Below are 25,815 nucleotides of genomic sequence, written 5' to 3' on the forward strand. Positions count from 1 at the left end.
TAGCGTTATGACTCATAATATCAAACCGATCCATTTTCGCAGCGAAGGCGATGTCAACACGACGCCAGCGCGCCAAGCTTGGAATGCATCGATGGACGATGAACGCACGCAAGTATTGTTGAAGCGTGATTCCGAGGTCTTTCTGCATCAAGCTATGTCGACGCCTTGCTTAGATACCTTGGAAGCAGCGGAAGGCATCTACATCCAAGATGCTACAGGCAAAAAGTACATGGACTTCCATGGCAACAACGTCCATCAGCTGGGCTACGGTCATCCGCATGTGATTAAACGCGTGCAAGAGCAAATTGCCAAACTGCCGTTTTCACCACGTCGTTTTACCAACGAGACCGCGATTGAATGTGCCGAAAAACTCACCCAAATCTGTGGCGGCGAATTGAACCGCGTATTGTTTGCGCCAGGTGGCACATCAGCAGTCGGCATGGCACTTAAATTAGCACGCCACATCACGGGCAACTACAAGGTGGTGTCGTTGTGGGATTCCTTCCACGGCGCATCGTTAGATGCCATCTCAGTGGGTGGTGAAGCGTGTTTCCGCCAAGGCATGGGACCATTAATGGCAGGTGTTGAGCGCATTCCACCAGCAGTGTCTTACCGTGGCGCTTTCCCAGTCGCGGACGGCAGCGATGTGCATTACGCCGATTACCTTGAATACGTGATCGAGAAAGAAGGCGGCGTGGGCGCGTTTATCGCAGAAGCAGTTCGGAATACCGACGTACAAGTGCCGAGCAAAGCCTACTGGAAACGCATCCGTGAAATCTGTGACAAACACAATGTCATGTTGATCATCGACGACATCCCGAATGGCATGGGTCGCAGCGGTGAATGGTTCACCTACCAAGCCTACGACATCGAGCCAGATATGCTCTGCATCGGTAAAGGTTTGGGCGGAGGGTTAGTGCCTATCGCAGCCATGGTAACCAAAGACAAATACAACACTGCCGAGCAAATCTCCATGGGTCATTACACTCATGAGAAAAGCCCTATCGGTTGTGCTGCGGCACTGGCAACCATGGAAGCCATTGAGCAAGACGGCTTGCTAGATAAAGCCAAAGCCGACAGCCAGTTCATGCGTGAAAAGCTGTTAGAGATGAAAGCCAAATACTCAGTGATTGGTGATGTGCGTGGCATCGGCATGTTGTGGGGCATTGAACTGGCCACTGACCACGAAAGCAAAGCGCGTGCGTATGACGAAGCGGAAGCTGTGCTGTACCAATGCCTCAACAATGGCGTGAGCTTCAAGGTGTCACAAGGCAATGTGATTCAACTCAGCCCACCGCTGATCATCACTCGCGAGCAACTGACAGAAGCGTTGGCGATCTTCGAAGAAGCGATCGCCAACGTGTGTAAAGACTTTAACTACTTTTAGGTTTTGTTGACCTTTTGAGCTGATTTTTGCAGCAGTTTGTGGGTTCTTTATGCAAGGCAGAGGCTTTGAGTTGTAGCTGTTCTACCTGATAAGCCGATAACGCAGAAGAAAGGAACCACAAACGCTGCCCGAAGGGTTCGGCTAAAAGCGTTTTACTCTTTGTTGTGAGGTGTTGTGCTTAGAATGACTAGGCTACAAACCTCTCGCCGCGATTAAAACGCTTTTATCTCGAACAAAATTTAACCGCAAAAGGTCAACAAAACCTAGGGTCAATAGACCTCAACAAAAACCAATTTACCCAGAGCGCGCTTCCAGCGTGTAGGCAAGCGCCCTGGCAAGCAAGAAAAAGGATTGAACATGAGCAACTCACCTATTCAAGCAGTGATCTTTGACTGGGCTGGCACTATCGTCGATTTCGGCTCTTTCGCGCCAACCAGCATCTTTGTCGAAGCATTCAAACAAGGCTTTGATTTTGATATCGATCTTGAAGAAGCGCGTGAACCAATGGGGCTTGGTAAATGGGACCACATCCAAGCTGTGGGTCGCATCCCTTCGGTTGATAAACGTTGGAATGAGAAGTTTGGGCGCTCAATGACCAGCGAAGACATCGACGCAATTTACGCAGCATTTATGCCTCTGCAAAAAGCAAAAGTGGCTGACCACGCAGAACCAATTCTCAATGCAATTGAAGTTGTGAACGGTCTGAAAGACAAAGGCATTAAGATCGGTTCTTGTTCTGGTTACCCGCGTGAGGTGATGGACGTATTGATTCCAGTTGCAGCGAATTACGGCTACCAACCAGATTACGTTGTCGCGACAGACGATCTGCCCCAAGGTGGTCGCCCTGCGCCGTTTATGGCACTGAAAAACGTGATTGAGCTTGGTGTAACCGACGTTAAAGCATGCGTCAAAGTGGACGATTCAGCACCAGGCATCTTTGAAGGTCACAATGCGGGCATGTGGACGGTGGGTCTGCTGCTTTCTGGTAACGAAGCGGGTCTGACATTTGAAGAATACCAAGCCGCAGACGAAGCAACCTTAGAGAAAGCTCGTGAAAAAGCACGCGCGAAGTTTATCAAGAGTGCACCTCACTACTTAATCGATACCATCTCCGATCTGCCAGAGGTGATCGTAGATATCGAACAACGCCTAGCCGCGGGCGAACGTCCGTAGTTTTCGCTCGTGAATTCAGAATGTAAAAAGCCTCTCCATATTGAGAGGCTTTTTACATTTATGGAAAGCGGAAGTGTCAGTTAATCGCAGTACTTGCTCGACGCTTTAGCTTAAAGCCCATACTGGTTGGTCTTTCTTCTGGCTCACCTTTGATGGCATGTAACAGTTTTTCTGCCGCCTTGGTGCCCATGCGCTCGTAATCAAATTCTGCCGATGTCAAACTTGGGTATGCGTGCTCCCCCATAGAAGAGCCTTCAAGGCAAATAATGGCAATGTCGGTCGGGACTTTGAGCACGCGGCGATGGCACTCAAAGAGCGCACCAATTGCTATCTCCTCATGGCTACACACCAAAGCATTCAAGCTTGAATCGCGCAGCAATAACTTCGCCAATCCTTCCGCACCCAATTGTGAAGATGGCGCTTCATGAGTCGTTAGAAAATGATCTGGGGTGAGATAGTTTTCAATCATCGCACTTTGCCAACCGTGTAACTGGCGTTGCAACGTTGAGTGATTCCCGCGCGCCCCAATAAAACCAACGTTCTTAAAACCTTGTTCAATCAGGTGTCTGGTACAGGCCTTACCCACTTCGAAGTGATCCACGCCAATGTTGAGATAACTGGCCTTTGAGCTCAGTTCGGCAATCTCTAACACTGGCGTATTTGACGCCTCTAACAGTTGATGCGTTCGCTGACTATGCTCACTTCCAAACAGTACAACGCCCGCAGGACGGCTCTCTAAAAAAGTCGAAAGCAACTTTTCTTCTTGCTCAATCGAGTAGTCGCTGTAACCCAGCAATAGTTGATACCCCGCTTTGTTTAACGCCTGTTGGAAGCTTGGTAAGAAATGCGCGCATGCTTTTTCAAACAGTGACGGAATGATAAGAGCGATGGAATAACTTTCTGCAGATGCGAGTGCTCCTGCGGCTTTGTTCGGGATATAGCCGAGCTCATCAACCACTTGTTGAATTTTTTCTCTCAGCTTATCGGATACCAGCTCTGGCGTTCGTAATGCTCGCGACACCGTCATCGTGCCTACGCCTGCTTGTTTGGCGACATCAGCCAAAGTGACATTGCCGGTACTTCTTCGTTTGCGAGGTTCGCTCATTGTTTTTATTTAATGTTCTCTAATTTCAGCTGCGACATCTTATCACAGCGCTTTAATGGTTTTGATATTAGCGCATTAGAACTCGAACACCAGCACATGAAACTTCGATGCCTGATAAAAATGATAGCGCTATCACAATTAATGGTAGCGCTATCACAATTAATGGTAGCGCTATCAGATAGCGCTACCATTTGTGATCACTCTCAGGTTTTTCTGGCAAATTGATCGATAAAGTACGCAGCAACAAAACAACAAATCGGAAACATTCCAATGCTACGTGAACTGATTACCTCTGATGTCATTCGCATCCATTCTGACGCAACCGACTGGAAAGATGCGATCAGCAAATCTTGTGAAGCTTTGATTGAAAATGGCGCGATAGAACCAAGTTACGCTGAAGCAATTTACCGCTCGCACGAAGAGCTTGGCCCTTACTACGTGGTAGGTCCGGGCATGGCGATGCCACACGCTCGCCCTGAAGATGGCGTTAACCGCTTGTCATTGGCGATCACGGTGATCCAAAACGGCGTCAACTTTAACTCTGAAGAAAATGACCCAGTAAAAATGCTGGTCACGCTAGCGGCAACGGACAGTAATAGCCACGTTGATGCGATTTCGAAACTGGCGGAATTGTTTATGAATGAAGAGCATGTAGAGGCCATCTGCAACGCTCAAAGCAAAGAAGATGTTCTTGCGATCATCGACAAATACTAAGTTTTACTCCTGACATACCCCATTCACAAATGGGTATACCCCCTATAAAAAAGAAAAGGTCTGAATTATGAAAATTATGGTTGTTTGCGGTCACGGTCTTGGTACTAGCCTAATGATGGAAATGAGCATCAAAAGCATCGTAAAAGAATTGAACGTCGATGCCGCTGTAGATCACATCGATCTTGGCTCTGCAAAAGGCATAAGTTGCGACATTTTCATCGGCACAAAAGACATTGCAGAACAGTTGGAAGCTCTTGGCGTTGAGCAACGTATCGTAGCGCTTGATAACATGGTCGACAAAGTCGCAATGAAAGAGCGTTTATCTGTGGCACTTCAAGAGCTTGGCGCTCTATAAGGTGGCGTTATGGAATTCTTCAGTTTCTTAATGAACGATGTCCTATCAGAGCCAGCGGTTCTGGTCGGTCTCATCGCTCTAATCGGCTTAATTGCCCAGAAAAAACCGGTCACCGAGTGCATTAAAGGCACGGTAAAAACCATTCTTGGTTTCATCGTGCTTGGCGCTGGTGCAGGCTTAGTTGTGAGCTCGCTAGGCGACTTCGCGACCATTTTCCAACACGCATTTGGCATTACAGGCGTGGTTCCAAACAACGAAGCTATCGTCTCTATCGCGCAAGAAGCGTTTGGTAAAGAGATGGCGATGATCATGTTCTTCGGTATGTTGGTGAACATTCTGATCGCTCGTTTCACGCCGTGGAAATTCATCTTCCTAACAGGTCACCACACACTATTTATGTCGATGATGGTGGCGGCGATTCTGGCATCTAGCGGCATGAAAGGTGTTCCACTGATCGCTCTTGGCTCTGTGGTTGTGGGTTCTGTAATGGTGTTCTTCCCTGCAATTGCGCACAAATACATGAAGCAAGTAACAGGTTCAGACGACGTTGCGATTGGTCACTTCTCAACGCTTTCTTACGTCCTAGCTGGTTTCATTGGCAGCAAGTTGGGTAACAAAGAGCATTCAACAGAAGAGATGAATGTCCCTAAGAGCTTGTTGTTCTTACGCGATACGCCAGTGGCTATCTCGTTCACAATGGGCATCATCTTTATGGTGACGTGTTTGTTCGCTGGCGGCGATTTTGTCCGTGAAGTCAGTGGCGGTAAACATTGGTCTATGTTTGCGCTAATGCAATCCATCACATTTGCAGGTGGTGTGTACGTCATCCTACAAGGTGTACGTATGGTTATCGCAGAAATCGTTCCTGCATTTAAAGGCATCTCAGACAAACTGGTTCCAAACGCAAAACCTGCACTGGATTGTCCGGTTGTGTTCCCATACGCGCCAAACGCGGTATTGGTGGGCTTCCTATCGAGCTTTGCAGCCGGTCTAGTGGGCATGTTCCTGCTGTACGTGATGGGTCTTACTGTGATTATCCCAGGTGTCGTTCCACACTTCTTTGTGGGTGCTGCGGCAGGTGTATTTGGTAATGCTACAGGCGGTCGCCGCGGCGCAATTCTAGGCGCGTTTGCACAAGGTCTACTGATTACTTTCCTACCTGTATTCCTAATGCCAGTACTGGGTGATCTTGGCTTTGCAAACACAACATTCAGTGATGCTGACTTCGGCGCGGTAGGTATCCTACTTGGTTTGATTGTTCGCTAAGTTTTCTCTCTGATGAATACGGAATTAGGCTCGTCGGCATTCATCTCTGAGAGGCTTTAGCCATAGAAAAGCACTCAAAAAAACGCCCCTCACGTGAGGGGCGTTTTTCTTATTGAGGCTATCTTATTGGGACAGCAACTTTCTCGTTGGTTCTTGCTCGGTGTACTCAACCGCATCGCTAGTGGAAAGCTTGTCGACGTCTTCTTGAGAGCCGGTTACTACCAACACTTGCTGTTTCACCAAAGCATCGACCACTTCAAGGTTGTTGTGACGAAGAAGCGCTCTCACTTCGCTTTCTTTCCCTTTGTGATATTTCACAAAATAGCGAGCCGGTTGTTGCTCTGCACTTGTTGGACGCTCATCCACAAGAGGAAAGCCTTGGTTGTTGGCAAGGCTGGTGGCGCTCATGCCAATCGCCAATAGCGCGGTCAAACTCCCCGCCGTTACGGAAAGTAAGGTCAGCTTCTTCATAGTCACTCCTTATTGAAATGTCAGAGACCAACTGTTGATTGTACCTGTGTCTCTTCTGGCACTGTCGACGGCTTTTAGTTCCCAAGAACCTTGCGATTCAAAACCAGAGAAATCAACTTGGAAAGTGGTTTTGATATCGTTAGCGCTGCCGCCAGTATTGTCGTGAAGCACGACTTGTCCACCAGTCGGTGAAGTCAGAGTCACTCGTAGGTCACCGATGTAAGTATGGCTAATATCTACGTCAATGCTTACAGTACCTGAGTCGCCAGTGCGATCGACATTCAGTGCGCTGATGGCACCAGAGGTTTTGTTGTCAGGAATCGCAACAGGGTTAGTGTTTGAGTAGCTAGAATCTGCAGAGCTACCGCCACCGTCAGGACCATTACAGCCCGCATCCAAGAACAGCTTCGCCGCTTCCGCATTCACTAGGCCGTGACCAGTGCGGTTATCTCGACCTGCAACATCAATGTCTGTCGCGGTTTTGATCAACGCGTTACGTACTTGCGCTGCGGTACACGTTGGGTGGTAACTCCACACCAAGCCAGCTACGCCCGTTACGTGCGGAGTCGCCATCGAAGTGCCGTTGTAGTACTCGTAGTCTTCACCTGATGTAGTTGCAACCGTGATCTCTTGGCCTACGTAACCCAATAGCTCTTGACCAAATGCACGATCAACTGTCACCGACACCATGCGATAAGCGTTGTTTTGGTCAACTAAGAATGGGTTTTGTAACCCAGCCAATGCCGCGTTGCTGTATACAATCGCCGCGCTTGCGCCTGCGTTGTAACATGCTCGGACTGCATCCACCTCTGGGTATGTACCTGAAGATTGATTACCAATACGCTCAGTAAGACAGATTTTGCCTGACATGTCGCCACAGTTGAAGTTACCGCCAGAAACATCACAGCTTGCCAATGTCGCGGTGACTGAACCTGCAACTGGTGCTGGTACAAACTCCGTGCCGTTATGGACCAAACGGTTATGAGGCACGATGCCACGGTCAAACTGGCTAACACCGTTTAGCGTAATGTCAGATAACTTACCTTCGCCTACTGTTACGGTGGACAGGATCGCCACACCCGGCGCCGCGATTTCAACTTGATCCGTCGCTTGCGAGAACGCCGCGTGATCATTTTGATTATCGACCGCTGCAACTGACATAACAGAATCGTAAGACGCTGGGTAGCTGTGCGCAGTATTGCCGTCGTTACCCGCCGCAGCGATTAACAGTACGCCTTGATCGTAGATCGCTTTCAGCGCATTTTGCTCCGTGCGACTCGATTGGCTACCACCGAGACTCATGTTCACCACGTTTGCGCCATTATCAGCACACGTTTGTATCGCTTTCACAAGACCAGAAGAGTAACCCCAGCCCGCTTCGTTAAACACTTTCACGATGTGAAGGTTCACGTTTTGGTTTGGCATCACGCCCTTCACACCTTCAGTATTCGCGATCGCAGCGATTGTGCCCGCTACGTGAGTACCATGCGCGTTGTTGTTGCCAGGATCGCTCCATGATCCTGTGCCGCTATCATTGGTACCAGCAACACGGTTACCGCTCAGATCGTTGTGCGACAAATCGTAGCCAGAGTCAATGATACAAACCGTGCGGTTACCTGCATTGAAGTCATCCAACTGTTGAGCATTCACTGCGTTGTAACCCCAAGGTACCGTTTCACTTAGCAGGTAACGCGGAGGATCGACTTCCACGTATTCCACATCACCACGGTTACGCAGTGGTTCAAGATCATCCCCATCCAGCTCGACGCTGTAAATGGCACGGTTACCCAGTTTTTCCACTTTACGTGCTTTCACCTGTTGCAAAACAGATTCTTGCGCGATACGTGGTCCCCAAAACGAGTTGCCCCCCATCGAAGATCGGCTTACCGGATCTTCTTTGAATTTGACGATGTATTTCGTCGGCAACTTGGATTCGTCGAATCCCATCGGTGGAGCCGCGAATGCTGACATGGAAGCAGTCAGCGCGACGGCGACAGCAGACAATGTAAATAAGCCTTGTTTTTTACTTGTTGTGTAGTGCATTTGCCCTATTCCTTAGTTGAGCTAATTTTTATTCACTATATCCTCATGAAAAATCATCATTGCGATGTATACATGAGTCACTCAGCTATAGTTCATCGTCCAAAAATGCCAAACAATTTGTTTCATGAATATACAAATTTGTACAAAATATCATTCAATCAACATTTTCAGTTAACATCAAAAAGCATCAACAAAACCTTATAAAGCAATTACTTATTTAACAAAGAGTGCATGTTAAATTAATGTTAGTGAGTAATTATTCTAAATATAAGCCATTTAATCGATTGCTATGCTGAATGAATTTTTTGACCGTGATGCCAAAATCAAAATAATGAATATTTAGTTGTTGACTGTCTGGAGTATTTACTCAGAATTAGAGGGTTTAGTGAGAAAAATTCTCATCTAAACAATGTTATAGCCAAGTATTTTTTCAATGTGCTTGGGTCAATAACCATTACAAGAAGAGTGAATGATGAAAAAAACAATCACACTATTAACTGCATTACTCCCGCTTGCTTCTGCAGTTGCCGAAGAGCCAACCTTATCACCAGAAATGGTTTCAGCGTCTGAAGTGATCAGCACGCAAGAAAACCAAACCTATACCTATGTTCGCTGTTGGTATCGCACCAGCTACTCGAAAGATGATCCGGCGACCGATTGGGAATGGGCAAAAAACGAAGATGGTAGCTACTTCACCATTGACGGCTACTGGTGGAGCTCCGTTTCATTTAAAAACATGTTCTACACCAACACGTCGCAAAACGTTATCCGTCAGCGTTGTGAAGCCACATTAGATTTGGCGAACGAGAACGCAGACATTACGTTCTTCGCCGCTGACAATCGCTTCTCATACAACCACACGATCTGGAGCAACGACGCAGCAATGCAGCCAGATCAAATCAACAAAGTGGTTGCTCTCGGTGACAGCTTGTCTGATACAGGCAACATCTTTAACGCATCACAATGGCGCTTCCCTAACCCGAACAGCTGGTTCTTAGGTCACTTCTCCAACGGTTTTGTGTGGACAGAATACATTGCCAAAGCGAAGAACCTTCCGCTCTACAACTGGGCTGTTGGCGGTGCGGCTGGTGAGAACCAATACATCGCGCTAACAGGGGTTGGTGATCAAGTTTCTTCGTACTTAACCTACGCAAAACTGGCGAAGAACTACAAACCAGCAAACACCTTGTTTACGCTTGAGTTTGGTTTGAATGACTTCATGAACTACAACCGTGGCGTTCCAGAAGTGAAAGCGGATTATGCAGAAGCACTGATTCGTTTGACGGACGCAGGTGCGAAGAACTTCATGTTGATGACACTGCCAGACGCGACGAAAGCGCCTCAGTTTAAGTACTCAACACAAGAAGAGATCGACAAAATTCGTGCGAAAGTGCTTGAGATGAACGAGTTCATCAAGGCACAAGCGATGTACTACAAAGCGCAAGGTTACAACATCACGTTGTTTGATACTCACGCCTTGTTCGAGACGCTAACTTCTGCGCCAGAAGAGCACGGTTTCGTGAACGCGAGCGATCCTTGTTTGGACATCAACCGCTCATCGTCTGTCGATTACATGTACACCCACGCATTGCGCTCTGAGTGTGCGGCGTCTGGTGCTGAGAAATTTGTGTTCTGGGATGTGACTCACCCAACTACAGCCACGCATCGTTATGTTGCTGAAAAAATGTTGGAAAGCAGCAATAACTTAGAAGAGTTTCGCTTTTAATAATACTTTCTTATAGGTTAAACTCTTAATCATCATAAATACGTTGATGATTAAAAATGGCCACGAAATATCGTGGTCATTTTGCATTAACATATATGAGCCTACTTTTATATTTAAATATAGATGAACAATAATTAAAATACAAAATTTCAAGTTATAAGTATTATAAACAAAACTTTTAAATACTAACAAACCAGTAAAATCCAAAATTATTCAACATTCCATTAATTTAAATTTCATTATGAACATTTTTTAATTATTGAATTTCAAGAGGAGTTAAGTGATAAGTTAAATAAAAAATACCCACATAACACAGGTAAGACCGAGAGGAGTGTGTCATGTGGGTTTAAAACGATAGTTCTCTTGCTGATTCGAACTACCAACGTTGGGATGCAATGGAAATACAAATGACTCAGAGTTTCCATCACGGACACTTTATCGCTGGATTTGCCTCTGTTTGTTAGGGAACAGTCAGCGCAATAAAAATAGAGAAGTAATACCGCAAAAATAAAAATATTGGCTCTGAGTTTAATTTACACGTAAAATAATCACCACATTCACGACATGAACCATTAATAAATTCATCAATAAATATTTATTAAGTTAAATTTATTTATTGTCAACATACTGTTAGTTTTACTCCTAAATATACTGGTCAGATTTGTTTATTTTACTGCTTTTCGTTGCAATACAACCTCTAATTAATTCATGAGAAAAAAACATGCAGCGACAATTAACTCTTTCACCGATTTATTTATTAATCGGGTTAGCCTCATCGACGGCGTATGCCGGTGGTTTTCAAATTAACGAACATTCGGCGACGGGTCTTGGTCGTGCTTTTGCTGGTGATGCCGTCATTGGTGATAATGCGTCTGTAGTCAGCCGTAACGCCGCAGCGATGACGCTGTTTAAACAAAATGCCTTATCGTTCGGTGTCACTTACGTCAAACCTGACGTTACCGTTAAAAATGCGCAATATCATCGAGCTAACATTAATGCGGATGTCAATGTTGGTATGGGCGGTTTTCCTCCGTCCCCTCAAGTTGAAATTACCCCGTCCTTCTCTCAAACCGTGACCGACATTGATGACGTCGATGGCGTTGGTCAACCAGCCGTTGTACCCAATTTTTACTTTATTCACCCTATCAACGACGACTGGTATCTAGGCTTATCGGCATACTCCAACTTCGGAACCGACATGGAGTTTAAACCAAACTATGGCGCACCTGTTTTTGGCGGTGTCACCAGCGTAGCGAGTGTCAACCTTGGCGCAAGCTTGGCATACAAGGTGAACGATCGTTTTAGTATCGGTGGTGGTATTGATGTGATTTACGGCTCTGGTGAGCTGTACCGCGATATGGACGTGGGTGTTTGCGTTGGTGGGAACATACTTGGAAACGAACTAGAACAACGCTGTGGATCCGTAAAAGGCAACGCACTTGATGTGGAAGCTGGCGGCATTGGGCTTGGCGCGAACATTGGCATGATGTACGAGTTTAACGAACGTCATCGCTTAGGTTTAAGCTACAAGCACAGCCCTAACATCGATGCCAAGGGTGACATCCACTTTGCTGGCGAATCGTACGACTCGCTTGCTATGCCGCTACCGGATATTGCGGAGTTTTCCGGTTATCACCGCGTCTTACCTAAATTTGCCCTGCACTATTCTGTGCAGTGGATTGGTTGGTCAGCATTTGACAGCTTGAAAGCTGATGATCAGTTGCTAAAAGATTTTCAGTGGCAAGACTCCGCGCACTACTCCATCGGTGCGACTTGGTACGCCAATGAACGTTGGACACTTCGCACGGGTTACATGTTCGACAAAACACCTGTCGATGAGCTGACTTCGCTTTCTATTCCAGATTCGAACCGCCACTGGTTATCTGCGGGAGCCTCTTACCAATGGTCATCAGATACCACGGTTGACATCGGCATGACGTACTTGATTGGTGAAGATGTCAACGTAGAAGAGTACGCGTATGAAGGTGTTCCTGCACCGATGGTAACGGGCGTGACCCATTCAAATGCGTTCCTAATTGGTGCCCAACTCAGCCACCGTTTCTAATTTGTCAGGCAGTGATCAAACCTCTAGGTCATTGCCTTGTAACAACGCTTATCAAAGCGACCGAACAGAGACATTATTATGAACAAAACACTACTTGCTTTTTCACTCTCACTTCTCACTCTAGGCGCGGCTCAGGCTTCAGAATGGGGCTATGGCAATGACAAACACGGGCCAGAGCACTGGGGAGAAATCGCCAAAGACTGCGCAACCACGAAAAACCAAAGCCCAATCAACATCGACAACCCAGCCGATGCAAAACTGGAAGCACTGAACCTTTCGTACACTGGTCAGGTCATTGGTTTAACCAACAATGGTCATACGCTGCAAGCGCAAGTGAACGGACGTAATAGCTTCACCATCGATGGCGAGACGTTCGAGCTGCAACAGTTCCATTTCCACACACCTTCAGAAAACCAAATCAAAGGCCGCCAATATCCACTTGAAGCGCACTTTGTACACGCCAACGCAGACGGCGAGTTGGCGGTAATTTCGGTGATGTTTGATGCTGGCGATCAAAACGCAGCGCTGTCTAAACTGATCAACGCAATCCCACAAGAGAATCAAACCACGTTCTTTAAAGATACGTTTGAGATTAACGACTTACTGCCAAAAACTGCAAACTACTATCGATTTAACGGCTCTTTAACCACACCGCCATGTTCAGAAGGTGTGCGCTGGTTTGTGCTTAAAGACACTCAAACCTTATCCAAAGATCAAGCCGCGAAACTGATGGAAGTCATGGGACAAAACAATCGTCCGCTGCAACCGCTAAATGCGCGCGTTGTACTTTCTAACTAAACGCCACATCCGATAAGGGGCATCGTATTTGCCCCTTATTTTGATTCGCTCTAACCTCACTTCGTTACAGGAACCCCCAATGAAAACTCCATCTGTTCTGTCACTCTTACTCGCACTCGCCCCGACACTCGCCTTCTCTCATAACCTTTCTGTCGGTCAAACCACCCCTTCCGTCAGCATTGATACCTATGGCGAAATGACGCTGCAAGGAGACGATGTGGCTTATCAACCTTGGGCAACTCAGCAGATGTTAGGCAAAGTCCGTGTGATACAAGCCATTGCAGGTCGTAGTAAAGCTAAAGAGATGAACGCGCCGCTGATGTCAGCAATCACTGCCGCTCACTTTCCTGAAGGTCAGTATCAGACCACAACCGTGATCAACCAAGAAGACGCCATCTGGGGAACCGGTACATTTGTAAAATCGTCGGCAGAGGACAGCAAAAAGACATTCTCTTGGTCTTCCATGGTGTTAGACAAAAATGGCGTATTAGCAACAACTTGGGATCTGCAGCAAGAAAGTTCTGCGATTATCGTACAAAATAAACAAGGCGAAATTTTATTCGTGAAAGAAGGGGCTTTAACTCAAGACGAAGTCACACACGTCATCGAACTGATTAAACAGAATATCTAAACCTAAGGTAAGGAAAAGCTATGAAACTGTTCAACACCATCGCACTCTGTCTTTTAGCGGCTGTAGCCTCTTTCCAATCGGTTGCTGGAGACAACGATTGGGACAAGATTGCAGATAAAACCGTCAGTTTTAAATCGGAAACCGACACAGTCAATCCACTGTCACCATTTGCTAACACTCGTTTCAGCCACATAAAAATCAAATGTACGCAAGGTACGGTCGATCTGAAAAGCGTTAAAGTAATCATGAAAGATGGTCAGGAAAAGACGTTCGACAGTTTAGGTGTTCTGACTAAAGGCATGTCATCAAGAAGCTTAAGCCTACCAACAAAAGATAGCGCGAAATTAGACAAGATCGAGTTGAACTATGAATCGGTTGGCAGCACAGCGCTGCAAGTCGCGGGGGTGACTAAAAAAGCGCAAGTGGAAATCTTAGGTAAGAAAATCGACGAGTAAGCGATGGCTCAACGAGCTCACCCAAACTAAAAACAGCGGCACTAGGCCGCTGTTTTCATTAAAAAATCGTCATGGATAACTAAATGAATTTCTTCAGCTTCGCCAAACCATAAGCGGCGATGGTGACACAATCTTTGATCGTGCCGTCGATCATCATCTGTTCGAACTCCTCAACAGAAAAAGCGCGAGTGATCAAATCCTCTTCTTCACTGTCGAGTTGATTGCCCACGTCCGTTAAATCAGTGGCGAAGTAGACGTGACATGTCTGATTCAAAAAGCCGTATGCGATAAACTGCGCGCCGACATACGCCATTGCGCTCGCCTGCATGCCCGTTTCTTCACGCAGCTCGCCTTTGGCAAGCTCAAGATGATCCGCATCTGGGTTTGATTCCCACGCCCCTTGTGGGATCTCCCAACAACGTTGACCTACGGTGTAACGGTACTGCTGAACCAAGTGAATCATCCCGTTATCGATAGCCAGAATCGCAGCACAATCAGGTTTGTCGACCACACCATAGATGCCCTCTGCGCCACTCGGACGTAAAATTTTGTCCTCACGCACCGTCATCCACTTATTCTGGTAAACGACTTTGCTGTCTAGCTGTTTGATGTCTGACATGGTTATTCCTTGATTTTTCTGAGGGTTACTGCGGAATAATACCCGATTCAGTTACGCCACCAAAATGTTCTTTAGTTCACTCAAAGACTCAACGGTGTAATTTGGTGCGATACGCTCATCGACGCTTGCGCCTGTGGTATTTAACCAGCAAGTTTCAATACCAAAATTATTACCACCCAGAATATCGGAATGCAGGTTGTCACCCACCATCAGTACGCGCGTTTTGCATGGGTTGCCCATTTGCTGCATCGCGTATTCAAAAATACCTAAGTCCGGTTTTGCTACGCCCACTTGTTCAGAGATCACCACTTTATCGAAGTACTCAGTCATCCCTGTGCGCTCAAGGCGAATTGCTTGCAACTCTGTAAAACCGTTGGTGATGATGCCCATTTTAGCTTTGCCTTGCAGCGCTTCCATCAGCTCTTTTGCACCTGGCAACAAGCTGCAAATATCGGCCATTGCTTCTAAAAATGCGCTATTGAGATCTGCTGTTGTGGTATGCAGCTTCTCAGCCCACTCGGTAAAACGCTTATGTTTTAGCTCATCTGCCGTTACTTTGCCGTCTTGGTAATCCACCCAAAGCGGTTTGTTTACGGTTTGGTAATGAGCAAAATCTTGTTCAGTAAAATCTACACCTTTGCGAGAAAACATAAGCTGCAAACCTTTGAAAGCATCAAAGTGGAATAAGGTTTCGTCAGCGTCAAACAGGATCCAATCGTACTTCATTTTCTTCTTCCCAAAATCAAGGTCGTAATACTGGTGCATAGTCTAGATTGTTTTCTTCTTGAAGATAATCTCTATAATTGGAAATTAATTGTATCCTTGTGCTCAACAATAAATGCTTCACGATAATAGGAGATTGATGTGAACGCGATTGCCTCCCTGCCCGTTTTTGTTGCTGTTGTCGAATGCGGCAGCTTTTCCCTTGCGGCCAAACAGCTGAATCTGACGAAATCGGCGATCAGCAAACGCATCAACCAACTAGAAGACGATTTGGGCATTCGTCTCCTTAATCGAACTACGCGTAAGCTGAGCCTGACCGAAGCAGGAGAACGCTATTTTGAGTACGCCTCTCAAGCGCTCAACCTAGCCCAGCAAGGCGTAGACGCGGTATCGGAACTGCAAGGCTCTCCACAAGGTCGGCTCAAAATTACCGTGCCGATGTCTTTCGGTGTACTGCATATCGCGCCTTTGATCAGCGAGTTTCTCGCTCGTTACCCGAAAATTGAAGTGGATTTAAACCTCGAAGACAAAATGGTCGATTTGGTTAAAGACGGTTTTGATTTGGGGATACGTATTGGTGAACTCACCTCTTCCAATCTAATCGCAAAACGCCTCGCCCCTTGTAAAAGTGTGCTTTGTGCCTCGCCAGATTACTTAGCGGAGTTTGGAACACCACAAAAACCAAGTGATTTAGTCAGTCACAACTGCCTGCGCTACTCCTATTTCCGTGGCGGCGTCGAATGGATGTTCATCAACAACGGCAGCGAATACAAGGTGCTTCCAAAAGGAAACTTTATCGTCAATAACAGCGAAGCCATTCGCCAGTTGCTGTTAAGAGGTTCGGGCATTGCTCAACTGCCGACGTTTATTGCAGGAAGAGACTTTGCTGCAGGAAATCTAAAACCGGTGATGGAAGAGTATTCTCTACCAGAACACGCCATTTATGCGGTTTTTCCTGAGCGCAAGCACATGCCGTTGAAAGTAAGAGCCTTTATCGATTTTATCAGCGAAAAACTCGGCACAGATTTACCTTACTGGGATCGTTACAACAGCCCAGAAAAATAACCATATTGATGATAAGTGAGTGAGATTTCACTACTGACATGTTCTGACATTCCATCCGCGTAACCTTATTTGGAACTCAACAGGCAATCCGCCAAAACCAATAAGGAATCACAATATGGAAACCGTTATCGAAACTGTGCAATTTCGTCTAACCGCAGGCACAACAGAGCAAGACGTGATCGCTGCTGCCAAACAGTCACAAACGTTTGTGAAGAATCTGCCGGGCTTTTTGTATCGCTCACTCAGTCACGAAGCGACGGACGATGTGTGGACAGACATCATTTACTGGCGTTCAATGGACGATGCAAAACAGGCGGGAAAACAGATTAAGCAAGCCGTTGAATTTCAGCCTCTGTTATCAATGATTGACTGCGAAAGCTTCGAGCTTAAACATCACAACTTAAAAATGTGCAGTGAGCTAGAGAAGTAATCAGCCACACTACCACTAACAACCAGTAGGTCTAGATAAGGAACATCATGAGCAAATCAGAACGACTGTTTGAGCTACTGACGCTTCTGCGCGCAAAGCGTTACGCCGTGACAGCGAAAGAGCTCGCAGAAAGAATGGAAGTCAGCGAACGTACGATTTATCGCGATATTCAGTCGTTGCTTAGTTCTGGTGTTCCTATTCAAGGTGAAGCAGGTGTTGGCTACCTATTGCAAGCTGGCTCTCATCTGCCGCCTTTGATGTTCTCAGAAAAAGAGATGATGGCGCTTGAACTGGGTATGCGGATGGTTCGAGCCTGGTCGGACGCCGAACTCGCCGAAGCGTCTCACTCTGCGTCCACCAAAATACTTTCGGTATTGCCAGATAAGCTCAAACAACAAGTGGAAGATTGTCCGCTGATTGTGCCCGATTATCACACCCAATCCGAGACTGCCAAACGAGGGCAGCTTCTGCGCCACGCGATTGATCATCAGTTTAAGGTCAGTTTGGATTACCAAGATGAAAGCGGACAGGTGACCGAGAGAAAAATCCAACCGTTAGGCCAGTTCTTTTGGGGCAAAGTCTGGACGCTGGTCGCCTGGTGCGAATTGCGCGATGACTATCGCCAGTTCCGCCTCGACCGTATCCAAGCACTGCGTATGCACGATGAAGAGTTTCAGAGTGCGGAAACCAAATCTCTCAAACATTATATTGCGCAGTATGAATCGAAAGATTGAGTATTTTTCATCCCTCCATCACAAGGATTCCAAATTGCTCTGCTCAATGCGCGATATTTGGAAAGGCACATTTGGTTAAACTAATGTTGCATTTTTAACGGATGCGCAACCAACCTAAGATCGTTAACTTAAGTAGCACGTCAACCACACCGGAGCGTGAAGCTATGAAAGTACTGATTCAATACACCCAAGCAGGGAAATATCGAGATCAAGCGTGGGAGTCTTTAACTCTTCGATCTAAAGGTGATATGCAGGCCGTTACCCCTTCTTATGCTGCCCAACTTATCGAACAAAGCAAAGCGACACTTGTGATGACAGAAGACGGACAGATCATCTTTCACTCCTAAATTCCATCAGTCCTATGACGAAAAAGGCCTGCATTGCTGCAGGCCTTTGTATGAGTGAATTAAGAGTTATTTACTGGAAACTCACAGCAGTTGGTAGGCGATCAAGCATCTTGTAGTAATCACCAGCCACAGCGCCGATATCACCACGCAAATACGCTTGAATCATATTGAGATCTTTCAGCCAAAGTTCTTTGTCAGCATCTGAAGACGCCATGTACCCTGAGTACACATTGTCGACCGCGAACATCATGTCTTCGGCGTGATCGTTGTAAATCAAAAGCATCGCATCAGTGTAAGCTTCGAACGCTTTCAGCTCATCGTGCGCTTTACCACCTTTGTAGCTCAATGTGCCCGAAGTTGCATCGATGACCAAATCACCCGAAGTCACATTCGCTGTCGTAAAGTTGATGAAAGACTGGCTGAACGACAGCACACCTGCTGCGATATCCGCATCAATGGTTCGCTTCATTGCGTTGACCATTGGCGCATCCAGCAGCAATACAGGATCGTGGAACGCTGGGACAATCGCTGTTCGGAATGGCCCCCAAGCGCTATCGATGCTCTCTGCGACCTTGTTTAGTGTTGCAGGCTCATAGCTATCTAGGTACGTTTTTAGATCGTAACCTTTGGACGTCACCAGTTGGTTTGCGTAGTCGTAAGCCAGCTTGTTTGCTTTTGTTGCCACAAACTTCTCGCCGTCGATAACAAACTCAACTTTGTCACCCGCGATGATACCGTACCGGTCTTGTTGCTTCGTAAACGTATCAAACTGAGATTGACCACGAGTCTTCACTGTGTAGTCGTAAGACTTCATTTGGCGCACACCCATTCTCAAGATGACATCGCCAACACGTCCGCGGCCTTCTGCACCAATATCAAGAAATCTTGCAATACCACGAGGCATTGGTGGTAGGGACTCCATTTGCTCAGTGATGTGTAGGTTCACGGTAACACCTTTTAGATTGGTGTATTCCTTACCGTCTTTACCCACCAATTTAACTGGCGTATTTAACGCGTCATTTGCCACGATGTTGCCCATGATGTCTTCGTATTCAGCTTGCACCCCAGGGATATCAAGCAGCGATGCAAAGCTCACCTCATCGGTAAAACGGTTCGAGAATCGACGTGCTAAGAAGTGGCTCGCCAACGCTTTGTCTGGCCAGTTGCCCAACACAGACACCGCATTTGACCAAGGATAATCAGGGTCAAAGCTACCAATTGAGTTTAGGAAGCGTCCATTCGCAGTTTCCGCAACAGCTATATAGCCCTCATCTGAATCTTCGATAAAGCGTGCTGCCAAATCATCAAAACAGCTGGCTGTTGAAAGATCGTAATCAGCCGGAATTTGGTGTGAGTTGTTGTCTAACAGTTGACCAAAAGAAATCACTTTTTGGTTGCCTGCCGCATTTTCTATCACACATTGATGCTCTGGTGTGCGCAAGATATCAAGGAAGAACGCCGCGGATTTTTTCGCCCCATTCGCGTAATCACAGAACCATGAGTTATCGGCTTTGCCTTCGCTACAGTATTGAGGGTTTGAAGCAAGGCGCAATAAGAAATCACCCGGCTTATCCGTTGACGAAGTGTAACCCAGATTGGTGTACAGGTTATCGATGCGCTCAAGATCTTCCATCTTGTCACGGATAGCGCTCATTTCCATGTAACGGCGCACTAAGTAACCAGGATAATCGGACGAGAACAATCCCGTCGTCCCATATAGCTCCAAGTTGCGTCGATCATAGCTATCGAGATAGTTCTGCCACTCGTAAGAAACAATTTCTTCTAGGTTTGTACCTTCGTCAAAACGGTTACAGTCGCTGTTTAGAGAAACGTTCCCATCGGTACAGAAATCGTAAGACTTACGCTCAATTTCATTCACTTTATCTAGGTAGTAAAGTGCGCCATAACGAGTTTTCGCATTCAGTTCTGGATCATCAGACAACGCAGCGGTATCGAATCGGCTGAAGTCACAGTTGTAGAGTGATTTGCCTTTCTCGTTCCCCGTTAGTGCCTTCACTTCAGAACAAACCATCAGCGATGTGTTGTCTGGATTGTTGCCAAACTTGTATGCAAAGCTTTGTTGGTAGGCTTGCTGATCAGCGAGGTAACGAGCGTATGCTGCTTTGTCTTCATCACTCGCACTGTCTGCCGGTTTCGCAACAGGTGCAGGAGCTGAACCTGAAGAATCTTGAATCGTCTCGACTTTACGACCGTAGCCAAACTTAAACGCCGCAATGTCGTACAGACCCCAAGTTGGCGTTTCATCCAACATGCTTGGTGCGTAGTCCATCGTCGAACTGTAAGCAGGAATGTTGTTCAAACCAAGTTGATGCGCTTGCTCTAGCGTGTAGTAGTTCGCTTTGTCATTTGAGCCTTTAAAGTTATGGCGCAGACCCATGTTATGACCAAGCTCGTGAACAAGCGTATTGCTGTAAGTCGCAACCGTAATCGCATCAGCAGCTTTCACTTGCAACTCTTTTGGCAGGTATTTCCAACGCTTAAGCTGACGCGATACTTCGTTACCTGCGTCATCAAGTTTGATCTCAAAGTAACGCTCGTCATCCAACTTCAAGTTGTCCAACATGGCCTTGTTGGTTGAGGAAACCCACGACGCTTCGATTGGATAGACGTTGTTCTCTGCCCAGAAAGACAAACGGTTCTCTTCAGCTTCAACCACCTTTTCAAACTCCATGTCATCATTGAAGTTTTTCATGAGCTGAGTTGGGCTCTTCGTCGCCGCTTTTCCAGAAACGATGTCTTCTTTTGAAACGAGCGGCGCATGAATGTTTTCATCCGATTTCAGGCTCGCCATCGCCGCCATTGTAGAAAGCGCTTCAATTCTATCCGCAACTTCTGTTTTCACAGATTCGCTGCTGGTTGGCAATGGTTCTAAGCCATCTAAGTCCAGTTGATTACGATTATAGAAACGCGCCAAGTTATCCCAATAGAAAGGTACACCCGTTCTTGCAACGCCTGCGTACTGGTTCACGTGACCTTTGATAATTTCCCCCGTCATCGGGTTAGAAACCGATGGGCCGTAACCAAGTAGACCGTTGGCTAAAGGCTCGTCAATCAGGTTAATCACATTATAACGCAGGTCGCCTGGGTGTATGCCAGCCGCTTTGGTTTTGTTCACAATCTCGATTTCAGGCTTGCCTGCATCCGCCCCAAATACATGCAGCGCTTGGTTCATCTTGTCGATCGATTGCAGTGTTGCATCCAAGAACAACTTGTTCTTCTCTTCAAAGAAATTGTCGCTCAAGTAATATTTAATAGAGCCTTGATCTGGGTTGAAACGATTGAGGTAAACCACATCACGGTCGTATTTATTCGTGACTGGATTAAGCTTTTTCGTCGACGTGGTGAAGAAACCAATGTCGTTCTCATCACCCACTGGGTACAAGATCGGTTGGTAACCTTCGGTTGCCACTTCACTTTCGTGCACTAACGAGTAGTAGAAACGAGATTTAAACGCGCCATCTACAAGCGCTTCATCCAAGCTCGCTTTCGTTGCAAAGTTGATGTAGTCGGAAATATTATCTAAATCGATACGGAACGTGCGCTCTAGTTCGAAATTGAGAAGACCGTTTTTAGGGTCAAAGTCCCACGAGATCAATCGTGGTGCGCCAATTTCATCAATGCCCTCGGTAATGCCATACAGATCTTCCATATTGAATTCTGCAATTTCGAGATCTTCAGGGCGAGGAGTGAAGTGGGTTTTCTTCTTGTAGTTTAGGCTTGCGTCTTCATTGGTTTCTTCTTTGTTGGTGCAATCACCATGCGCGTCTTCTTGACAGCGATACGCCGCAAAGTCACCCGGAATCGTCAGCACTTGCGCGAAGTTAACGCCGTCGTCGTCTGCGACAAATTTCTCTTCACCGCAGTAGTTATTAGCATCTTTGCTTAGATGCGCGTCTGGGTAGTTTTTATCGTAACTGCGAACTTCCAGACCTTCTTTGGTAAAACAAAGCTCAACGTAACGAGGTGAACCTTGCAAGAATGGGAATTGGTTCAGAGCAAAGCGTGGCGCGGCACCAGTCGTCGGAACGTAAAACCAACGACCGTCTTTAAGATCTTTTACTGCGACTTCTTTTGCATCTCTTTCGACATAGTCATACGCCTGATCATCTGCGCCACAGCCTGCAAGTGCGGCCGTTATTGCTGACACCAGAGTCAATTTTTTAAACATTATTTGGATATCCTTAATTGTTGTTATTTTCCTAGAAGGAGTAAGTCACTGTCGCGATGTAAGACGCTTTCTCTTGGTCCAACAAATCGATGTTGCCCAAGGTGCCTCGCTCTGCATCTTGATAGAAACCCGTTGATGACGCCGCGAGTAGCAATGACCAGCTTTCATCAAACTCGTATGTGCCGTACAACGCCCCTTCATACTGCCAACTGCTTCTGCGCGTACCTTGATAACTGATGCTGTTACCACCTAACGCCGTGATCCCCACTGCGAACGATTCCCACGACTTTTCCGCAACAGCAAACAATGAGTAAGTCCACTCAGTCAGCGAGCGTCCCCCCATGGTTTTGTATTCGTGGAAATTTTTTCTCAGTCTTGGCGAAACCGAAAAATCGACGCTCCAAGCTGAAAAAGAGATCGGCACATCTAAACGAACCGCGGTGTGCAGTTCATCTTTACGAGATGTTTCTGAAGTTGGAATGGTGAGCTGACCCGCAACGCCGATTTTCCCTGTATCTCCAAAGCGATATAGGTTCGTGTATTGCAAGCCCAACACCGAATCTGTCGCGTAGGTGCCGACTTCATCTTCTAGGGCACGATAGCCCCCCGTAGAAAAATAGGCTTTTGTGTCGCTCGAAAAGGAATAAACGAGATCGCCTCCCCACGAGAAATTGCGGACAGAACGGTAGTCGTCTTTATCGTAAATGTTTGTATCGTAAGATAGGTAAACGGCCCCACTAAACTTACAAACAATACAGGACGTGTCTCCTTCATTTTGTGTAGATTCAGGCGTGCTGGTGCTATCAATTACACTCGTTTCCAACGCGAATGATGGCGCTGAAAACAGCGTACCCAACAACATTGCAAGCGGCGTCATCATCCACTTTGTTGTGTGCTGCATGTTTTGAAACTTCCATGAGAATTAAGTTCATTAGAATAAACTTAAAGACAAACAGATTATTGGGATGAAATTCCATAAAAATTCAGATAATCAACCCCAATAAACCTATCAACCATAAGATTACTCTTATGGTTAAATCCTTATTTGATTTTTTAATACTATTTATCTGAGTATTGTCGCGTTCTACTTTGCTTAAAAACGTACTTTAAAATGACTTTTTATAAATAAAACCACTCACCACAACATTAAAGAAGCAGCAAAGCAACGCCATTAAAATAAAAGTTAAAAGACAATTATTATCAACAACTTAAAATCAACAAAAACAGTTAAAATGAATGAGTGAAAATGTATAAGTTAAAATACAAAAAATATAAGAACATCATTCCGTTTAATTTTAGTCGTTATTGTATTGAGAAAGTTTAATTTTCAATTTCTAAAATTGGTGGGATACACATAAGAGAAATCATCAAAACCATCCGTTGTTAATAATGAATTTCGCATTTAAAACAAAAGATAGAAACAAGATCAAATTCATGTTTTCTAATATATCTATTCAACCCTTGACAAGTTTGAATAGAAAATCAAACTTTCAGTCAATCTAAAATCAACAAAACATTCACTAAGTGAATACTCAAAAGATAAGTCAAAACTAAATAGCACATACGGTCAGCATATTTGTGAATTACTATTCATTAAATATTTTTTTATGAATTAAACAATAACGTGACCGGATTCACACAATTGCACTGCATGCAACATAAAGCAAACGAAATTTAAGTGTTTACGGACCCAAAACGTGTCGATAGAACAGAGATTAAACATCGAGCTGAAACACGTATTTCCCACCGAAATTTATTATACATAGCAGTGAGTTACCTGTACCCAAGCGGTTAAAATGCGTACTGATGTGACTCACTTTTGAGAGAGGAACATGAGAAGAGCAAAAGCACTAAAAGAGGATAATGCGATTTGAATAACCAGTGCTTCAAACCGCACTTATGTACTTATGCAGAGAAAGAAAGACTATCAATTACTGTTGAATGGTTTTATGACCACAGTTTTCGCAGATCAAGTGACGTTCAAATTCATCCATAGAAGCAAGGAAGGCGCCGAATACTACGCTTTTGAGAAAGCCAGCAATGAACTCTTTCTTGTTGCGATTTTTATCGCCTTCAAAGCCACTTTTCTTTCTGACTAACACCACTACATGATGCGTTTCTACCCCACATTTAGGGCACATGAGGACTTCTGTCTTGTTCGACACCTTAGACTCCTTGGCGAATTATCCCTTTCTGATGGCATGATTCTCTTATGCCTGTAAAGCGAGTCATCATACCATCACTATCGATTCTTACTCTTCTTCGTTGAGACGACGAATCAACTTAGCAGGTGTGCCTCCGTATAGACAATCTGGCGGCACATCATGGTTGACGACCGAGTTCGCCGCAATCACCGAGCGAGCACCAATCGTTACACCTTGGTTAATGACGGAGTTACCACCAATCCACACATCATCTTCAATCGTTATAGGTTTACAAAACGTCTCCCAACGTCGGCGACTTCGGTAATCAACAGAATGAGAAGCCGTATACAATTGCACGCTTGGACCGATTAGCACGTGGTTCCCGATGGTAATTTTAGCGCCATCGAGCATGACCACGTTCATGTTGATAAAGGTCTCTTCGCCGATTTCGATGGTTTTACCGAACTCGCAATGGAAAGGTGCTTGAACAATGCAAAGACCCGCTTTGCCAAACAGCTGTTTTTGTAATTCGTCGCGCTGACTTTCGTCGGTATTGTTATTGAGCGCTCTAAGTGCTTGAAGAGCATGACTTCTAATTGCGTCAATTTCTTTGTCCATGCCATCAAAGATTTGACCAGACATCATTTTTTCGAGTTCTGTCACTGGGAGACTCCTAAAACCTGCAATTACTACTTTCAGATTAATCACACGGTACGTGAATTGCGGAATAAAAAAAGAGAAAAGCCTGCACTTTTCTCTTTCCTGTTTTTATATTTTGTGGAGTCTGTCGACTTACACGATTTCCCAGCTGTGGGTCATCTCAACACCTTCACCTAGCATTAAGCAAACCGAGCAGTATTTTTCTAGCGAGTCAGCCGCCACTTTTGCTACGACTTCTGGGTCAAGCTCGTCACCTGAAACTTCAAAGTGGATATTCACTTGCGTAAAGATACGTGGTGCGGTTTCACGACGCTCAGTGGTTAGCTTAGCGTTAACAGATACCACCTTTTGGCCTGCGCTTTTTAAACCATCCACAACATCCACAGAGCTACAACCACCAGCGGCCATTAGCACCATTTCCATTGGGCTTGGTGCCGTTGCACCACCGTTACCATCCATCACGATTGAGTGACCGGACTGCGATTGACCGAGGAATTTAAAATCTTCGACCCATTTAACTTCTGCTTGCATGGTTTACCTCATTTTGGCATCGCTCGTTGGGTGTAACTTTTGCCCGATTGAGCGGTGTATTTCGTGCCGATACTGTATCTTTCTTATCAAAAAGGGCAACGGAATTTTAAAAATCGCTGTAATTTTTTCGCTCTGTTGCCTTTCTATTTACGTAGCACTTTTTATTTCAGTCACACTTTCTACG

Annotated in this window: 24 protein-coding genes; 14 read left to right on the forward strand and 10 right to left on the reverse strand. The window is 45.8% G+C overall.

The window, feature by feature from the left end:
* Positions 1-7: 7 nt before the first annotated feature.
* Both ACF8EG_RS04590 and phnX read left to right on the forward strand, forming a co-directional pair.
* The gene (locus ACF8EG_RS04590) at positions 8-1,387 is read left to right on the forward strand and encodes an aspartate aminotransferase family protein (protein WP_069504961.1); all 1,380 of its coding nucleotides are present in this window, start codon (positions 8-10) and stop codon (positions 1,385-1,387) included.
* 357 nt (positions 1,388-1,744) lie between these two features.
* Complete coding sequence (gene phnX, locus ACF8EG_RS04595) at positions 1,745-2,560, forward strand: phosphonoacetaldehyde hydrolase (RefSeq protein WP_025632981.1); 816 nt, start codon at positions 1,745-1,747, stop codon at positions 2,558-2,560.
* 76 nt (positions 2,561-2,636) lie between these two features.
* Here the strand turns inward: phnX and ACF8EG_RS04600 are convergent, their stop codons facing one another.
* The gene (locus tag ACF8EG_RS04600) at positions 2,637-3,665 is read right to left on the reverse strand and encodes a LacI family DNA-binding transcriptional regulator (protein WP_005463961.1); all 1,029 of its coding nucleotides are present in this window, start codon (positions 3,663-3,665) and stop codon (positions 2,637-2,639) included.
* Positions 3,666-3,935: 270 nt separating this feature from the next.
* On the opposite strand from ACF8EG_RS04600, the gene ACF8EG_RS04605 reads away from it, so the two are divergent.
* From ACF8EG_RS04605 to ACF8EG_RS04615, 3 genes are all read left to right on the forward strand, one after another.
* Positions 3,936-4,379: a PTS sugar transporter subunit IIA gene (locus ACF8EG_RS04605; protein WP_006741283.1), complete on the forward strand. Its 444-nt coding sequence runs from the start codon at positions 3,936-3,938 to the stop codon at positions 4,377-4,379.
* A 67-nt stretch (positions 4,380-4,446) separates the two neighbouring features.
* Complete coding sequence (locus ACF8EG_RS04610; RefSeq protein ID WP_069504963.1) at positions 4,447-4,734, forward strand: PTS sugar transporter subunit IIB; 288 nt, start codon at positions 4,447-4,449, stop codon at positions 4,732-4,734.
* Between the two features lie 9 nt (positions 4,735-4,743).
* Positions 4,744-6,000, forward strand: coding sequence for a PTS ascorbate transporter subunit IIC (locus tag ACF8EG_RS04615; protein WP_025527337.1), 1,257 nt, complete (start codon positions 4,744-4,746; stop codon positions 5,998-6,000).
* Positions 6,001-6,123: 123 nt separating this feature from the next.
* Here ACF8EG_RS04615 and ACF8EG_RS04620 read toward each other — a convergent pair whose 3' ends face one another.
* Positions 6,124-6,471: a hypothetical protein gene (locus ACF8EG_RS04620; RefSeq protein ID WP_005464009.1), complete on the reverse strand. Its 348-nt coding sequence runs from the start codon at positions 6,469-6,471 to the stop codon at positions 6,124-6,126.
* A 9-nt stretch (positions 6,472-6,480) separates the two neighbouring features.
* Positions 6,481-8,514, reverse strand: coding sequence for a S8 family serine peptidase (locus tag ACF8EG_RS04625; protein ID WP_015312848.1), 2,034 nt, complete (start codon positions 8,512-8,514; stop codon positions 6,481-6,483).
* Between the two features lie 469 nt (positions 8,515-8,983).
* Here ACF8EG_RS04625 and ACF8EG_RS04630 point away from each other — a divergent pair, with 469 nt between their 5' ends.
* The 5 genes from ACF8EG_RS04630 to ACF8EG_RS04650 all read left to right on the forward strand — a co-directional run bounded on the left by ACF8EG_RS04630 (position 8,984) and on the right by ACF8EG_RS04650 (position 14,189).
* Positions 8,984-10,240, forward strand: a complete 1,257-nt coding sequence (locus ACF8EG_RS04630; protein ID WP_020841753.1) for a type 2 secretion system lipase — start codon at positions 8,984-8,986, stop codon at positions 10,238-10,240.
* Positions 10,241-10,961: 721 nt separating this feature from the next.
* Positions 10,962-12,305 carry an OmpP1/FadL family transporter gene (locus ACF8EG_RS04635; RefSeq protein ID WP_017635081.1) on the forward strand — a complete coding sequence of 448 codons (1,344 nt, stop codon included), beginning with the start codon at positions 10,962-10,964 and terminating at the stop codon, positions 12,303-12,305.
* Between the two features lie 78 nt (positions 12,306-12,383).
* Positions 12,384-13,103, forward strand: coding sequence for a carbonic anhydrase (locus tag ACF8EG_RS04640; RefSeq protein ID WP_017819741.1), 720 nt, complete (start codon positions 12,384-12,386; stop codon positions 13,101-13,103).
* 79 nt (positions 13,104-13,182) lie between these two features.
* Positions 13,183-13,734, forward strand: coding sequence for a YtfJ family protein (locus ACF8EG_RS04645; RefSeq protein WP_069504964.1), 552 nt, complete (start codon positions 13,183-13,185; stop codon positions 13,732-13,734).
* A 20-nt stretch (positions 13,735-13,754) separates the two neighbouring features.
* The gene (locus ACF8EG_RS04650; protein ID WP_025541425.1) at positions 13,755-14,189 is read left to right on the forward strand and encodes a hypothetical protein; all 435 of its coding nucleotides are present in this window, start codon (positions 13,755-13,757) and stop codon (positions 14,187-14,189) included.
* Between the two features lie 79 nt (positions 14,190-14,268).
* Here the strand turns inward: ACF8EG_RS04650 and ACF8EG_RS04655 are convergent, their stop codons facing one another.
* Both ACF8EG_RS04655 and yjjG read right to left on the reverse strand, forming a co-directional pair.
* Positions 14,269-14,808, reverse strand: coding sequence for an NUDIX hydrolase (locus ACF8EG_RS04655; protein WP_017635078.1), 540 nt, complete (start codon positions 14,806-14,808; stop codon positions 14,269-14,271).
* Between the two features lie 51 nt (positions 14,809-14,859).
* Entirely contained in the window at positions 14,860-15,534 is a 675-nt protein-coding gene (gene yjjG, locus ACF8EG_RS04660) for a pyrimidine 5'-nucleotidase (protein ID WP_025557375.1), read from the reverse strand.
* 138 nt (positions 15,535-15,672) lie between these two features.
* Between yjjG and ACF8EG_RS04665 the strand changes: the two genes are divergently transcribed.
* The 4 genes from ACF8EG_RS04665 (at position 15,673) to ACF8EG_RS04680 (ending at position 18,107) form a co-directional block, all read left to right on the forward strand.
* Entirely contained in the window at positions 15,673-16,596 is a 924-nt protein-coding gene (locus tag ACF8EG_RS04665) for a LysR family transcriptional regulator (protein WP_005384329.1), read from the forward strand.
* A 115-nt stretch (positions 16,597-16,711) separates the two neighbouring features.
* The gene (locus ACF8EG_RS04670; RefSeq protein WP_005497913.1) at positions 16,712-17,026 is read left to right on the forward strand and encodes a hypothetical protein; all 315 of its coding nucleotides are present in this window, start codon (positions 16,712-16,714) and stop codon (positions 17,024-17,026) included.
* Between the two features lie 47 nt (positions 17,027-17,073).
* Complete coding sequence (locus tag ACF8EG_RS04675; protein WP_005497912.1) at positions 17,074-17,760, forward strand: YafY family protein; 687 nt, start codon at positions 17,074-17,076, stop codon at positions 17,758-17,760.
* 164 nt (positions 17,761-17,924) lie between these two features.
* Positions 17,925-18,107, forward strand: coding sequence for a hypothetical protein (locus tag ACF8EG_RS04680; protein ID WP_005393690.1), 183 nt, complete (start codon positions 17,925-17,927; stop codon positions 18,105-18,107).
* Between the two features lie 70 nt (positions 18,108-18,177).
* On the opposite strand, the gene ACF8EG_RS04685 is transcribed toward ACF8EG_RS04680, so the two are convergent.
* The 5 genes from ACF8EG_RS04685 to ACF8EG_RS04705 all read right to left on the reverse strand — a co-directional run bounded on the left by ACF8EG_RS04685 (position 18,178) and on the right by ACF8EG_RS04705 (position 25,631).
* The gene (locus ACF8EG_RS04685) at positions 18,178-22,296 is read right to left on the reverse strand and encodes a M66 family metalloprotease (RefSeq protein ID WP_052684004.1); all 4,119 of its coding nucleotides are present in this window, start codon (positions 22,294-22,296) and stop codon (positions 18,178-18,180) included.
* Positions 22,297-22,327: 31 nt separating this feature from the next.
* Positions 22,328-23,197, reverse strand: a complete 870-nt coding sequence (locus tag ACF8EG_RS04690) for a hypothetical protein (RefSeq protein ID WP_062855223.1) — start codon at positions 23,195-23,197, stop codon at positions 22,328-22,330.
* 1,030 nt (positions 23,198-24,227) lie between these two features.
* Positions 24,228-24,461 (reverse strand): hypothetical protein, encoded by a 234-nt coding sequence (locus ACF8EG_RS04695; protein WP_053808146.1) that lies wholly within the window; start codon positions 24,459-24,461, stop codon positions 24,228-24,230.
* 87 nt (positions 24,462-24,548) lie between these two features.
* A complete protein-coding gene (locus ACF8EG_RS04700; protein ID WP_005393677.1) occupies positions 24,549-25,103 on the reverse strand; it encodes a sugar O-acetyltransferase in 555 nt (184 codons plus the stop codon).
* A 129-nt stretch (positions 25,104-25,232) separates the two neighbouring features.
* A complete protein-coding gene (locus ACF8EG_RS04705) occupies positions 25,233-25,631 on the reverse strand; it encodes an OsmC family protein (protein WP_021484341.1) in 399 nt (132 codons plus the stop codon).
* Between the last annotated feature and the right edge of the window lie 184 nt (positions 25,632-25,815).

Origin of the sequence: Vibrio sp. YQ_11 (genome assembly GCF_043103065.1) — a bacterium.
GTDB classification, from domain to species: Bacteria; Pseudomonadota; Gammaproteobacteria; order Enterobacterales; family Vibrionaceae; genus Vibrio; species Vibrio parahaemolyticus.

Coding starts and splice junctions, on each gene's coding strand:
- ACF8EG_RS04705 (WP_021484341.1), bottom strand. CDS start 25,631: ATGCAAGCAGAAGTTAAATGGGTCGAAGATTTTAAATTCCTCGGTCAA.
- ACF8EG_RS04670 (WP_005497913.1), top strand. CDS start 16,712: ATGGAAACCGTTATCGAAACTGTGCAATTTCGTCTAACCGCAGGCACA.
- yjjG (WP_025557375.1), bottom strand. CDS start 15,534: ATGAAGTACGATTGGATCCTGTTTGACGCTGACGAAACCTTATTCCAC.
- phnX (WP_025632981.1), top strand. CDS start 1,745: ATGAGCAACTCACCTATTCAAGCAGTGATCTTTGACTGGGCTGGCACT.
- ACF8EG_RS04645 (WP_069504964.1), top strand. CDS start 13,183: ATGAAAACTCCATCTGTTCTGTCACTCTTACTCGCACTCGCCCCGACA.
- ACF8EG_RS04630 (WP_020841753.1), top strand. CDS start 8,984: ATGATGAAAAAAACAATCACACTATTAACTGCATTACTCCCGCTTGCT.
- ACF8EG_RS04615 (WP_025527337.1), top strand. CDS start 4,744: ATGGAATTCTTCAGTTTCTTAATGAACGATGTCCTATCAGAGCCAGCG.
- ACF8EG_RS04640 (WP_017819741.1), top strand. CDS start 12,384: ATGAACAAAACACTACTTGCTTTTTCACTCTCACTTCTCACTCTAGGC.
- ACF8EG_RS04625 (WP_015312848.1), bottom strand. CDS start 8,514: ATGCACTACACAACAAGTAAAAAACAAGGCTTATTTACATTGTCTGCT.
- ACF8EG_RS04605 (WP_006741283.1), top strand. CDS start 3,936: ATGCTACGTGAACTGATTACCTCTGATGTCATTCGCATCCATTCTGAC.
- ACF8EG_RS04690 (WP_062855223.1), bottom strand. CDS start 23,197: ATGCAGCACACAACAAAGTGGATGATGACGCCGCTTGCAATGTTGTTG.
- ACF8EG_RS04650 (WP_025541425.1), top strand. CDS start 13,755: ATGAAACTGTTCAACACCATCGCACTCTGTCTTTTAGCGGCTGTAGCC.
- ACF8EG_RS04610 (WP_069504963.1), top strand. CDS start 4,447: ATGAAAATTATGGTTGTTTGCGGTCACGGTCTTGGTACTAGCCTAATG.
- ACF8EG_RS04675 (WP_005497912.1), top strand. CDS start 17,074: ATGAGCAAATCAGAACGACTGTTTGAGCTACTGACGCTTCTGCGCGCA.
- ACF8EG_RS04635 (WP_017635081.1), top strand. CDS start 10,962: ATGCAGCGACAATTAACTCTTTCACCGATTTATTTATTAATCGGGTTA.
- ACF8EG_RS04680 (WP_005393690.1), top strand. CDS start 17,925: ATGAAAGTACTGATTCAATACACCCAAGCAGGGAAATATCGAGATCAA.
- ACF8EG_RS04620 (WP_005464009.1), bottom strand. CDS start 6,471: ATGAAGAAGCTGACCTTACTTTCCGTAACGGCGGGGAGTTTGACCGCG.
- ACF8EG_RS04655 (WP_017635078.1), bottom strand. CDS start 14,808: ATGTCAGACATCAAACAGCTAGACAGCAAAGTCGTTTACCAGAATAAG.
- ACF8EG_RS04685 (WP_052684004.1), bottom strand. CDS start 22,296: ATGTTTAAAAAATTGACTCTGGTGTCAGCAATAACGGCCGCACTTGCA.
- ACF8EG_RS04590 (WP_069504961.1), top strand. CDS start 8: ATGACTCATAATATCAAACCGATCCATTTTCGCAGCGAAGGCGATGTC.
- ACF8EG_RS04600 (WP_005463961.1), bottom strand. CDS start 3,665: ATGAGCGAACCTCGCAAACGAAGAAGTACCGGCAATGTCACTTTGGCT.